Below are 12,949 nucleotides of genomic sequence, written 5' to 3' on the forward strand. Positions count from 1 at the left end.
AGATTACTTCGACTGATTTTCTGCCGTGCGCGTATTATCCGGTGCGGTGCGGGTATCGACGTCGACCACCACGCTCAAACCAGCGCGCAACTTGTGCTTGGCGAGATCTTCCTTCGAAAAGACGACCCGAACCGGCACGCGCTGAATGACCTTGGTGAAGTTACCCGTGGCGTTTTCCGGTGGCAGCATCGAAAAGACCGAACCCGACGCTGGCGAGATGGACTGAACGGTGGCTTCGATGTCGTGATCGCCGAAGGCATCCACGTGCACACGCACCTTGGAGCCGGGCGCGATCTTGGCCAACTGCGTTTCCTTGAAATTGGCATCGATATAAAGGTCATCCATCGGCACCAGCGAGGCAAGGCGCTTACCGACCGACAAAAGATCACCGGTCTGAACCGAAAGATTGCCAATCACGCCATCATAAGGCGCGCGCAGCACGGTGAAGGAGAGGTCACGAGCGGCCTTGTCGCGGGAAATTTCAAGCGACTTGACCGAACCTTCGGCTTCCTTGCGCTGCGCCCTCAAGAGATCGATATTCGCCTGAGCGGAAACGACGCCAGCCTGACCGGCAACCAGATTGGCCTTGGCCTGTTCCATGGCGATCTGTGCATTATCCGACGATGCAGCCGTGCCGACATCCTTGGCCTGAAGTTCACTGGCGCGTTTCAGGTTGATATCGGCACCCCGCAATGCGGCGTCCAGAGAGCCCTTCTGGGCAATCGCCTGTGCAAGCGAGGCTTCGGCACCGGCGATCTGCGCATCGATACGATTGAGCGAAAGCTGCTGCGTCTCAAGCTGGGCTTGCGCCTGCTCCAGCGCGTTGCGATAATCGCCGTCATCAAGCGTCACCAGCTCATCGCCAGCCTTGACTTCCTGGTTGGCGACGACATCGACCTTCGTGACATAGCCGGAAACCTTCGGAGAGATAACCGCGATATCGCCCTTCACATAGGCGTCATCCGTCGAAATGAGGAAGCGTCCATCCGTCCAGTACTGGTAGCCATACCAGCCACCGGCAGCCAGAACGGCAATGGCGATAATCGGCAGGACTAGGGATTTGCGCTTCTTCNTTTCCGGCACCGCGTGCTGCACGGGAGCAGCGGTATCCTCTGCCGTCACCGGCTGGCCCTCGTCGGCGAGCACCTTGGTTTCATCTGACGAATTGACTGCACGGACTGCACCGCTCTTTTGGGCCGACATCGGTAACACCATTCACATCTAGNAAAAGAATAAAGTCGAACTGAACCGTTCGGTTCGATTGACTTAATCNTTTTCCTGACACATATCAAGTGCTATCGAACTGGCTGGTTCGATATATTGAATCGAATCTAAACTATTGGGGGATCGAAGCGTGACCGAAGAGAAAAGCATGGACCATATTTGTCCCGCCTCCCCTGCTGGACGCTTTGCCGCGGGTGAAGACCCGGCAAAGCGCGAGCAAATCCTGCACGGCGCATGGCGCGTGTTCAAGGCCAAGGGCTTCGATGCCGCCAGCATGAACGATATTACCCGGGAAGCAGGCGTTTCCAAGGGGACGATCTATGTCTACTTCCAGAACAAGGACGAGCTGTTCGCAGCGTTGATCGACTGGCACCGTGCGGAATTTGCGCTGTCCATGCGTGATATTCTGGCTGGCACGGAAGAGGTGCGTGACGGTCTCTGGCAGTTCGGGGATGCNTTTATTCACAAGGTGACATGCACTGACATGATACCTGCCATGCGCTCAGCGCTTGGCGTCATCGACCGCATGCCCAAGCTTTCGCAACGGTTCTTCGTGGCGGCACCGAACAATGTCCGCGTCGTGCTGCGTGATTTTCTCCAGCATCATGTCGATCAGGGAACGCTGGTTGCTGATGATGTGGACCTTGCAGCCCGCCAGTTCATAGAGCTTGCGACCGGTACATTCTTCAAGATGCGGCTGTTCGGTGAGCTCAACGGAGACGTGCCACCCGAAGACGCCAACCGTGTCCTTTCCAGCGCAATCACCGTATTTATGGCAGCCTATGGAACCAAGAAGGCCTAACCACATTCAGCTTCCGCGTTTCTCGCAATGCGCGCAATATCAAGNAAAAATGGCACGACACATCTGTCACACGCTTGTTTCTCGCGCATTCGAATATAAAACTGTGGTGTTTCGAATTGTCGAAGCCGGATAGCTGAGAAGGNAAACAGGCCCGATGGACTCCATTGTCCCTCTATTGACAGACCCCGCCGCATGGGTGGCGCTCGTCACTCTTATCGTCATGGAGGTCGTGCTTGGCATCGACAACCTGANTTTCATCTCCATCCTGACCAACAAGCTGCCGGAAAACCAGCGTGAAAAGGCCCGCAAGATCGGTATCGGTCTGGCGCTGGTCATGCGTCTCGGATTGCTAGGCACCGTCGCATGGATCGTCCAGCTGACCGAGCCCGTCTTTGAACTCTTCGGTCACGGCTTCTCCTGGAAAGACATCATCCTCATCGTCGGCGGTCTCTTCCTCGTCTGGAAAGCAACCAAGGAAATCCACCACAATGTGGACCCTGAAGACCACAAGGAAGACATGGTTGGCGGCGGTGCTGCCATCAACAGCTTCTCCTCCGCTATCGTGCAAATCCTCATGCTCGACCTGGTCTTCTCCGTCGACAGCATCATCACTGCCGTTGGCATGACCCCACATGTTCCCATCATGGTCGTGGCCGTCGTCTTCGCTGTTACCGTCATGCTGGTAGCTGCGACGCCACTGGCCAACTTCATCGAGAAGAACCCGACCATCGTCATGCTGGCGCTGGCCTTCCTGTTGATGATCGGTACCACGCTGATTGCCGAAGGCATGGGCTTCCACGTGCCGAAGGGCTACGTCTACGCTGCCATGGCATTCTCGGCGCTGGTCGAGGTGCTGAACATGGTCTCGCGAAATGCGCGCAAGAAAAAGAAAGCGCTGCATTAANTTTTTTTCGAACAACGATCTGCCAAAGGCCCGCCCCGTGCGGGCCTTTTCGGTTTTTGAAAGGGCAGAAGAGTTCTTTCCCGGCGTGCAGGAACTGACGGAACGGGCTTGCGTTGTTGCAGACACATCATGCAAGGAAAATCAGCCGCTTCGATTTTTCCGATTCCGAAAGTAAATCCGCCACATGACCATCGAGCAGATCTTAGCCTTCAGCGTGATCGCCGGAATGATGGTCGCCTTCATCATCGACAAGTTCAGATATGACGTCGTGGCGTGCAGCGCGCTGCTGATTGCAGTTGCGCTGGGTGTCGTGCCATTCGACAAGGCGTTTTCCGGTTTCTCCGACGATATCGTCATCATCGTTGCCAGCGCGCTGATCGTCAGCACCTCGGTGGCACGGTCCGGCATCGTCGATACGACAATCAAGAAATACTTCCCGGAGATGCGCTCCAAACATCTGCAACTGGCATTTCTCATGATCGTTGTGGCCGTGATGTCCGCCTTCATCAAGAATATCGGCGCGCTGGCGATCATGATCCCGGTGGCCTTCCAGTTTGCCCGCAAGTCNGGCAGCCCGGTATCCTATTATCTGATGCCGATGGCATTCGCTGCTTTGCTTGGCGGGTTGATGACGCAGATCGGCACCTCGCCAAACATCGTGGTGTCACGCCTGCGCGAGGAAATGACCGGGCAGAGCTTTTCCATGTTCGATTTCACGCCGGTGGGCGCGACGCTTGCCGTGGTCGGAATCGCCTTTCTGACCTTCGGTTACAAGCTGCTTCCGGCCCGCGCCAAGGATAGCACCTCCGTTGAGGACATTTTGGAAGGCGCGAGCTACGCTGCCGAGGCAACGCTTCCCGCCGACAGCCTGATGATCGGCAAGCCGCTGGCGGACCTTTTGAAACAGGCCGATGGCGACGTGATTGCCAACACCATCATTCGCGGTCACCGCCGTGTCTCGCCCTTCCCCGATGTGGTGCTNAAAGCTGGCGATACCATTCTTCTGGAGGGTACATCCGAAGGTCTCGACCGCATTGTTTCCAATGCCAAACTGACGCTTTCCGGCAAGCCCATTACCGAAAATGGCCAGAAAACCGTCGATCTGATTGCCATGGAAGCGGTGATCAGCAATGAATCCCTCTTGAGCGGTCTTTCCGCCCGAGACCTCGCACTCTCCTACACACGCGGCGTCAACCTGATTGCGGTAAGCCGCCGTGGCCACCGGGTGAATGAGCGTCTTGCCGACCTGACGCTGAAGGCTGGCGACGTGATCGTGCTCCAGGGATCACGCAAGAACCTGCCGGGCGTGTTGCGGGAGTTTTCGCTGCTTCCGCTGGCGCAACGGGAAATTCTTCTCGGTACGCAGCGCCGCGCCTTCATCACCGTGCTTATTCTGGCAGCAGCCATGCTTGCCGCCGCCACTGGCGTTGCACCCGTGGCCGTTGCCTTCTTTGCCGCCGCCTTTGCGATGATCCTGCTCGGTGCGATACCGCTCACCGAGGTCTACAAATCCATCGACGGGCCGATCCTCGTCATGCTGGCGGCCCTCATTCCGGTCAGTGACTCCCTGCGCTCCACTGGCGCCAGCGACCTGATTGCCGGATGGCTGGGAACGGCGGCGCAGGGGCTTCCACCCTATGCGGCGCTGGGCATGATCCTGTTGACGGCGATGGCCGTGACGCCCTTCCTCAACAATGCCGCAACGGTGCTGGTGATGGGGCCGATTGCCGCCGGATTTGCAACGACGCTCGGTTTTCGTCCCGAAGCCTTCCTGATGGCGGTGGCTATCGGTGCCGGTTGCGACTTCCTCACCCCCATCGGCCACCAGTGCAACACGCTGGTCATGGGACCGGGCGGTTACAAGTTCAGCGACTATCCGCGTCTTGGGGCTCCGCTTTCCATCATGATCGTCATCGTCTCCATTCCCATGCTGCTCTATGTCTGGCCAGTCTAAAGACCAGTCTAGGAGAGGCCGAAACAACCTAATTTTCTTGACGCCTGCGGCTGAATGTGGCCTAAGCCATGCCAACGGAAACTGTGGAATGGCACCGGATATCGGCGTATTTCTGCTTTTTCTTCGACATTCAACAACACATCCGTGACACGTGGCTCGCGCTCCGTATCACCTTGCGTCAGCACGAGTGAATTCAATGACCACTTCCGGCGTCCGCGTCCGCATTGCACCTTCCCCCACCGGCGAGCCGCATGTCGGCACAGCCTATATCGCGCTTTTCAACTACCTCTTTGCCAAGAAACATGGCGGCGAGTTCATTTTGCGCATCGAAGATACCGATGCCACGCGCTCTACGCGCGAATATGAAGAAAAGGTGCTGGAGGCGCTGAAATGGACCGGCCTGACATGGTCCGAAGGCCCTGACGTTGGTGGTCCTTACGGCCCGTACCGCCAGTCCGACCGCAAGGACATGTACCAGCCATTTGCCGACGAGTTGCTGGAAAAAGGCCATGCCTTCCGCTGTTTCTGCACGGCCGAGCGCCTGACGGAAATGCGCGAGGCCCAGCGCGCCGCCGGCAAGCCGCCGAAATATGACGGTCTCTGCCTGCATCTCAAAGCTGAAGAAGTCACCAGCCGCATGGCCTCCGGTGAAGCCTCCGTCGTGCGCATGAAAATTCCGACCGAAGGATCCTGCGATTTCACCGACGGCGTTTACGGCGATGTATCGATCCCCTGGGACAGCGTTGACATGCAGGTTCTGATGAAGGCCGATGGCATGCCGACCTACCACATGGCCAATGTCATCGACGACCATCTGATGAAGATCACGCATGTGGCGCGCGGCGAAGAATGGCTGGCATCCGTGCCCAAGCACATTCTGCTCTATCGTTATTTCGGTTGGGAACAGCCGACTTTCATGCATCTTTCGCTGATGCGCAATGCCGACAAATCCAAGCTGTCGAAGCGCAAGAACCCGACCTCGATTTCCTATTACTCAGCACTCGGCTATCTGCCGGAAGCGCTGATGAACTTCCTCGGCCTGTTTTTCATCCAGATCGGCGAAGGCGAAGAGCTTTTGACCATGGACGAGCTGGCGGGCAAGTTCGACCCCGAAGCGCTGTCCAAGGCCGGTGCTATCTTCGACATTCAGAAGCTGGACTGGCTGAACGGCCGCTGGCTGCGTGAAAAGCTGACCCAGGACGAGTTCATTGCCCGCACGCTGGAATGGGCGATGGAAAATGCGCGTCTTACGGAAGGTTTGAAGCTTTCGCAGAGCCGCATTTCGAAGCTCGGCGATTTGCCGAACCTTGCAGGCTTCCTGCTATCAAGCGATGTGGGCCTGACGCCCGCATCCTTCGCTGGTCTGAAGAGCAAGCCGGAAGAGATGCACGAAATCCTGACCACAGTTGCTGCCGATCTGGAGAAGATGCCGGACTGGACGCTGGAATCCATCGAACAGGAACTACGCGATGTGGCCGAACGCACCGGCAAGAAGCTGCGCGTGGTAACGCCACCGCTCTTCGTTGCCATGTCCGGCTCATCCCGTTCGCTGCCGCTGTTCGATAGCATGGCGGTGCTGGGTCGCTCGGTCGTGCGCCAGCGTTTGAAGGTGGCGATTGCGGTTGCGGCGTCCATGGTTGGCACAGCCTGANTTTTTAGGAACGAAAATGTCTGAAACAGAAAACAACTCCGCAACGCTGGTTGCAACAGCCCCCATGGGAGCGGCAACCACCGCCCTCTCCTCCGACGTGACCGAAGTGCGCCGCCAGAAGCTGGCGATGCTGCGCGAGAAGGTTGGCGATGTTTACCCCGCGCATTTTCACCGCACGCTGACCAATGCCGAGCTGGCCGAAAAATATGCCGAGATCGAGCCTGACGTCGAAACCGGCGATACGGTGACGGTGGCTGGTCGCGTCTATTCCTCACGCAATTCCGGCATGTTCATGGATATCCATGACGCATCCGGCAAGGTGCAGATTTTCAGCCACAAGGACACGACGCCGCAAGAGGCCCGCGATCTGCTGCCGATGATCGATATTGGCGACATCATTGGCGTGACCGGCAAGGTGCGCCGCACCAAGCGCGGAGAGCTGACGATCAACGCCGAAGAGATCACCATGCTGACCAAGTCTCTGCTGCCGATGCCAGAGAAGTGGAGCGGTATTTCCGACATCGAAATCCGTTATCGCAAGCGCCATCTGGATATTCTCTCCAACGAGGAATCCAAGCTGCGCTTCCAGCAGCGCTCCAAGATCATTTCCGGCATTCGCCGCTTCATGGAAGAGGAAGCTTTCCTCGAAGTGGAAACGCCGATGTTGCAGACCGTCTATGGCGGCGCGACGGCTGACCCGTTCAAGACCTTCCACAACACGCTGAAGCAGGACATGTATCTGCGCATTGCGCCGGAACTGTTCCTGAAGCGCACGCTGGTATCGGGCCTCTCCGACAAGGTGTTCGAGATCAACCGCAATTTCCGCAATGAAGGTGTTTCCACCCGGCACAATCCGGAATTCACCATGCTGGAATGCTACTGGGCCTATGCCGACTACGAAGACATTATGGGTCTGGTCGAGCGCATGTTCGAAACGCTGGCCATTGCCATTCACGGCACGACGGAACTGGAGTTTCAAGGCAAGACGATTTCCTTCAAGGGACCGTTCAAGCGCGTGCCGATGCCCGATGCTGTGAAGGAAGCGACGGGCATCGACTTCCTGGCCATCAAGACCGACGAAGAAGCCCGCGCTGCCGCCAAGGCTGCCGGTTTCGAGGTCGAGAAGGACTGGACATGGGGCGAATGTCTGGCCTTCATCTTTGAAGAAAAGGTCGAGGCCACACTGATCCAGCCAAGCCACGTCACGCATTTCCCCAAGGACATCTCTCCCTTCGCCAAGGAAGTCCCGGGCGAGCCGCGTCTGGTGGAGCGTTTCGAGAGCTATTGCAACGCCTGGGAAGTGGGTAATGCCTTCTCCGAACTCAACGACCCGGAAGAACAGCGCCGCCGGATGGTGGAGCAGCTGGAACAGGCGCATGCCCGTGGCGNAAAGGACAAGCAGCTGGACGACGAATTCCTCGACGCCATCGACCAGGGCATGCCACCTGCCGGTGGCCTCGGCATCGGCGTGGACCGTCTGGTCATGCTGCTGACCAATGCACCGTCGATCCGCGACGTTATTCTGTTTCCGGCGCGNCGCCAGAAGACTGATTGATACAGGCTGTTATCGATAAGAATGAGAAGCCGAAGGCCACAACGCCTTCGGCTTTTTTGTTTCTGCGGTGCGGATGGTGGGCTAGCGGGTCAAGTCCAGATCAATGAGCAGGCTTGGAAGCCTCTTCCACCTTCTCGGACGCGGCCTCATCGTGTGCGGCAGGTTCTTCGGCAACAGGTGCCTGGCCGTGTTCCGGTTCCGCTGCGACAGCGGTGGACTGGCCTTTACCGAAGATCAGTGACTTTAAATAAGCNAAACTGAATATGCTAACGCTGTCATGCTCAGGCGTTGAGGTCAGAAGTGCCGGGTCGTCCACGGCTGCATGGCCCGCCGCTGCGGGTGCAGTTTCGTGGGATGCGCCCTCGGCGGATTCTGGCGCATGGTCAGCGCCTGCCGGTGCTGCTTCCCCGTGGCCGCCCTCTGGCTTGTCATGGCCCTTGGCGGGGGCATCGTGTCCGGACGGAGTTTCCTTCGCGGCGAGATCGATACAATCGGTGAACTCGTTCAGGCCTGTTGCCAGTTTCTCGGTGTCTTCGAGCGGCAGATCGACCCGCAATCCGTAGAAAACGCCTTCATCGCTAGGCGCGCCATCGTAATAATAGGCGGAATAGGGTTTGGCACTCGCATCATCAGGGAGCTTTTTGACGTCGGGAATGAAAACGACCTGAGCGGCAACCGCTCGCCCACGCATGTCCGAGCGCATGGTTGGACCATTCTGGTCCAGAACGGAAACCTGCACGAGATCTGGNTTTTGCTGGTTATAGATGGCTTTGGCGACCCGAAGCGCTGTCTTTACGCGTTCGGAACCATCGCCACCCTGTGTGCGGATGAACTTGCGGACCCAGACCGAGCCGTTTTTCTTGATACTGACGGATTGCACCAACGTACATTCGAGACCGTTGATCGATGCACTGGAGGCGCCGAACAGGCGTTCTTTGCCGACGAAAACGGCGGCCATGCCGGATGCTCCCCCGAGAAGGAGGACAGCACCGCCAATCAATACGAACTTGCGAGAAAACCGTATTCTCTTGAACACTGCTTTCACGTCGAACGTTCCGACATCAACTACCCCGTTTCATGCCCATAAACCGAAAATCGCCACACCAGCCAAATTGCCAAGCGATAACGAGTGCAGAAGCAGCAGAACTGCAGACTTGCAGGGATCAATTCTGACGTGTTGTTGTTGAAGAAGATTTAACTCAGGCAAGAATCCGGGCCGACGAGTGGACCATTTTTGGACTCCGCGAAAATCATCACAATTTTANTTTTTGCGAATGATTTGCAATAGCGTTGACAAGTGCCACTTTTCCTCCCAAATTGATATTGCGAATTAATCGCATTAGGAGTTTGATCGGGCGATGACAGTATCCACACTTCGCAACGTCTTGGCCGCCGCGGCGCTTTTCCTACCNTTTTCAGTGATGGCCGCCGAAAAACCGAAGGTCGTGACGACCTTCACCATCATCGCAGACATGGCGCGCAACGTGGCCGGTGACGCAGCCGAGGTGGACAGCATCACCAAAGCGGGTGCGGAAATTCACAACTACCAGCCTACCCCGCGCGACATTCTCAAGGCCCGTAATGCCGACCTTGTTTTGTGGAACGGGCTCAATCTGGAATTGTGGTTCCAGAAATTTCTGGCAAACCTTGCCGACGTGCCGAATGTGACCGTGAGCGACGGCGTACAGCCGATGTCGATCAGCGGCGGTGCCTATCAGGGCAAGCCCAACCCGCATGCCTGGATGTCTCCAGACAATGCTCTCATCTATGTCGAGAACATCCGTAAGGCTTTGGCGCAGATCGATCCTGATCATGCAGATATCTATGCCGCCAATGCCAAGGCCTATTCCGACAAGATCAAACAAGAGATACAGCCGATGCGCGATGCCATCGCCGCTTTGCCGGAAGACAAGCGCTGGCTGGTGACGAGCGAAGGTGCATTTTCCTATCTGGCCCGTGATTTCGGGCTGAAAGAACTGTTCCTGTGGCCTGTCAATGCCGATAGCCAAGGCACTCCGCAGCAGGTGCGCGGCGTGATCGATGCGATGCGCGCGCACAATATTCAGGTCATTTTCAGCGAAAGCACGGTCTCTCCCGACCCGGCCAAGCAGGTGGCCAAGGAAACCGGGGCTGCCTACGGCGGCATTCTCTATGTGGATTCGCTGAGCGAAGCCGACGGGCCCGTGCCGACCTATCTCKATCNTTTGCGCGTGACCACGGAAACGATCGTGAAAGGCCTTTCCAAATGATGATGGGGAAGCGAAAGGGCGCTGAGACAGGACTGAGCGTCGATGATGTAACCGTGACCTACCGAAACGGCCACACGGCGCTGCGCAGCGCCAGCTTTTCCATCCCCCGCGGCACGATAACCGCCCTTGTCGGCGTCAATGGCGCTGGCAAATCCACCATCTTCAAGGCCATTATGGGCTTCGTGCCGCTGGCGGCAGGCGCGGTTTCCATCTTCGACCTGCCGGCTCGCGATGCGCTGAAGAAGAACCTCGTCGCCTATGTACCGCAGGCCGAAGAAGTGGACTGGAGCTTTCCGGTTCTGGTGGAAGACGTGGTGATGATGGGCCGTTACGGCCATATGAATTTTCTGCGCATTCCCTCCAAGCGCGATCACCAGATGGTCGATGAAGCGCTGGCCCGCGTCAACATGGTGGAGTACCGAAAGCGCCAGATCGGTGAACTCTCCGGCGGGCAGAAGAAGCGGGTGTTTCTGGCGCGCGCGCTGGCGCAGGAAGGCCAGGTTATTCTGCTGGACGAGCCCTTTACCGGCGTGGATGTGAACACCGAAGAGCAGATCGTGACGCTGTTGAAGGCGCTGCGTGACGAAGGCCGCATCATGCTGGTTTCCACCCACAATCTGGGCAGCGTACCGGAGTTTTGCGACCGGGCCGTCTTCGTCAAGGGAACGGTCATTGCCTCCGGCAAGACGGAAGACACGTTCACCGAAGNAAACCTGCAAAAGGCCTTTGGCGGCAGCCTGCGTCACTTCATTCTCGGCGGTGCCGATCTGCATGACGATGCCGACACACGCCGCGTCAAGGTCATAACGGACGACGAGCGTCCTTTCGTGATTTACAGCAAGGACGGAACGGCGACCCCGACGGCGAAAGCGAAGAGCCATGATTGAGACTCTTCTGGAACCCTTCACCTATTCCTACATGCTGAACGCCATCTGGGTCAGCGCTCTCGTGGGCGGCGTCTGCGGTTTTCTGTCGTCCTATCTGATGCTGAAGGGCTGGTCGCTGATCGGCGATGCGCTGTCTCACGCCATCGTCCCCGGTGTTGCCGGTGCCTATATGCTGGGCCTGCCCTTTTCCCTCGGCGCATTTCTGTCCGGCGGGCTTGCAGCGGGTGCCATGCTGTTTCTGAACCAGNAAACCCGACTGAAGGAAGACGCGATCATAGGCCTGATCTTCACGTCCTTTTTCGGCCTTGGTCTGTTCATGGTGTCGCTGTCGCCGACATCGATTAATATCCAGACCATCGTGCTGGGTAATATCCTCGCGATCACACCCGAAGACACGATTCAGTTGGCACTGATTGGCGGCATCAGCTTGTTGGTGCTGGCGGTGAAGTGGCGGGATTTCATGGTGGTGTTTTTCGATGAAAACCATGCCCGCACCGTGGGTCTCAACCCCGAACTGCTGAAAATTATCTTCTTTACCCTTCTCGCCGCCTCCACGGTTGCTGCCTTGCAGACGGTTGGCGCGTTTCTGGTGGTCGCCATGGTCGTCACGCCGGGTGCCACGGCCTATCTGCTGACAGATAGGTTCGAGCGGCTGATCGGCATGAGCTTCGGCATCGGTGCAGCCACCAGCTTCGTCGGCGCTTATCTCAGCTATTTCCTCGATGGCGCGACCGGCGGCATCATCGTGGTGCTGCAAACGCTGATCTTCCTGACAGCCTTTGTTTTTGCCCCCAAACACGGCTATCTCGCCTCCCGTGCGAAAGCGAAATCCGCATTGGAAACAGCGCCATGAGCGAAAACCTGCAACTGGCAATTCTGCCGTTCCAACTGCCCTTCATGCAATATGCCTTCGTGATCACGCTGATGATTGCCGTGCCGATGGCCATGCTCTCGTGCATTCTGGTGCTGAAAGGTTGGTCGTTGATGGGGGATGCGGTTTCTCACGCCGTTCTTCCCGGCGTTGTTATCGCCTACATCGTCGGCATTCCCTTTTCGATTGGCGCCTTCGTCGCGGGCATGATCTGCGCGCTCGGCACGGGCTTCCTCAAGGAAAACAGCCGGATCAAGGAAGACACCGTTCTCGGCATCGTCTTTTCCGGCATGTTCGGGTTGGGGCTGGTGCTTTATGTGAAAGTGCAGAGCGACGTGCATCTTGATCACATCCTGTTTGGCGACATGCTGGGCGTTACCATGCGCGACATCATCGAGACCGGCCTGATCGCGCTGGCGGCGACGCTGTTTCTGGTGCTGCTGCGCAAGGATCTGCTGGTGCATGCCTTCGATGCGCAGCACGCCAAAGCCATCGGCCTACCGGTGCGCCTGCTGCATTACGGATTGCTGGCGGTTCTTTCGCTGACGGTTGTTGGCGCGCTGCAGGCCATCGGCATCATTCTCTCGGTCGCCATGCTGGTCGCGCCCGGTGCCATCGCCTTCCTGATCACGCGGCGCTTTTCCAGCATGCTGATGGCAGCCGTTATCATCGCCGTTTTCTCGTCGATTACTGGCATCTGGGCCAGTTTCCTCATCGACAGCGCGCCCGCCCCGACCATCGTTCTGGTCATGACGGCACTGTTCATTCTGGCGTTTCTCCGCACGACAATGCAGGCGCGCGCCACAAACCGGGTGGAAACTGCAATTTAAAAGACAATTGTGCGCAATTGAA

General features: G+C 57.5%; 10 protein-coding genes. 9 read left to right on the top strand and 1 reads right to left on the bottom strand.

The genetic code is table 11. The features are described 5' to 3' along the window. Window positions 1-3 precede the first annotated feature (3 nt). On the bottom strand, window positions 4-1,203 hold the full coding sequence (locus CUC55_RS22110) for an HlyD family secretion protein (protein ID WP_103089139.1): 1,200 nt from the start codon (window positions 1,201-1,203) through the stop codon (window positions 4-6). A 169-nt stretch (window positions 1,204-1,372) separates the two neighbouring features. On the opposite strand from CUC55_RS22110, the gene CUC55_RS22115 reads away from it, so the two are divergent. The 9 genes from CUC55_RS22115 to CUC55_RS22165 all read left to right on the top strand — a co-directional run bounded on the left by CUC55_RS22115 (window position 1,373) and on the right by CUC55_RS22165 (window position 12,927). Then, entirely contained in the window at window positions 1,373-2,026 is a 654-nt protein-coding gene (locus CUC55_RS22115) for a TetR/AcrR family transcriptional regulator (RefSeq protein ID WP_067651098.1), read from the top strand. A 154-nt stretch (window positions 2,027-2,180) separates the two neighbouring features. Then, complete coding sequence (locus CUC55_RS22120; protein ID WP_103089140.1) at window positions 2,181-2,930, top strand: TerC family protein; 750 nt, start codon at window positions 2,181-2,183, stop codon at window positions 2,928-2,930. Between the two features lie 184 nt (window positions 2,931-3,114). Continuing rightward, window positions 3,115-4,884: an SLC13 family permease gene (locus CUC55_RS22130; RefSeq protein WP_067651103.1), complete on the top strand. Its 1,770-nt coding sequence runs from the start codon at window positions 3,115-3,117 to the stop codon at window positions 4,882-4,884. Between the two features lie 196 nt (window positions 4,885-5,080). Further along, window positions 5,081-6,535, top strand: a complete 1,455-nt coding sequence (gltX, locus tag CUC55_RS22135; protein ID WP_067651107.1) for a glutamate--tRNA ligase — start codon at window positions 5,081-5,083, stop codon at window positions 6,533-6,535. A 64-nt stretch (window positions 6,536-6,599) separates the two neighbouring features. Next, window positions 6,600-8,090 carry a lysine--tRNA ligase gene (lysS, locus tag CUC55_RS22140; protein ID WP_103089242.1) on the top strand — a complete coding sequence of 497 codons (1,491 nt, stop codon included), beginning with the start codon at window positions 6,600-6,602 and terminating at the stop codon, window positions 8,088-8,090. Window positions 8,091-9,448: 1,358 nt separating this feature from the next. Further along, complete coding sequence (locus CUC55_RS22150; protein WP_103089142.1) at window positions 9,449-10,339, top strand: metal ABC transporter substrate-binding protein; 891 nt, start codon at window positions 9,449-9,451, stop codon at window positions 10,337-10,339. Further along, window positions 10,339-11,226: a manganese/iron ABC transporter ATP-binding protein gene (locus CUC55_RS22155; RefSeq protein ID WP_425352907.1), complete on the top strand. Its 888-nt coding sequence runs from the start codon at window positions 10,339-10,341 to the stop codon at window positions 11,224-11,226. Before CUC55_RS22150 ends, CUC55_RS22155 begins: the two co-directional genes overlap by 1 nt. After that, window positions 11,219-12,079: a metal ABC transporter permease gene (locus CUC55_RS22160; RefSeq protein WP_103089143.1), complete on the top strand. Its 861-nt coding sequence runs from the start codon at window positions 11,219-11,221 to the stop codon at window positions 12,077-12,079. The genes CUC55_RS22155 and CUC55_RS22160 overlap by 8 nt, the downstream gene beginning before the upstream one ends. Further along, window positions 12,076-12,927, top strand: a complete 852-nt coding sequence (locus CUC55_RS22165; RefSeq protein WP_067651119.1) for a metal ABC transporter permease — start codon at window positions 12,076-12,078, stop codon at window positions 12,925-12,927. The genes CUC55_RS22160 and CUC55_RS22165 overlap by 4 nt, the downstream gene beginning before the upstream one ends. Window positions 12,928-12,949: the final 22 nt, after the last annotated feature.

It is taken from the genome of Agrobacterium bohemicum, assembly GCF_002896715.1.
GTDB lineage: Bacteria > Pseudomonadota > Alphaproteobacteria > Rhizobiales > Rhizobiaceae > Agrobacterium > Agrobacterium bohemicum.

What these genes read in the sequence shown, in the direction of transcription:
- CUC55_RS22165 (WP_067651119.1), top strand. Translation starts at nt 12,076, where the DNA reads ATGAGCGAAAACCTGCAACTGGCAATTCTGCCGTTCCAACTGCCCTTC.
- gltX (WP_067651107.1), top strand. Translation starts at nt 5,081, where the DNA reads ATGACCACTTCCGGCGTCCGCGTCCGCATTGCACCTTCCCCCACCGGC.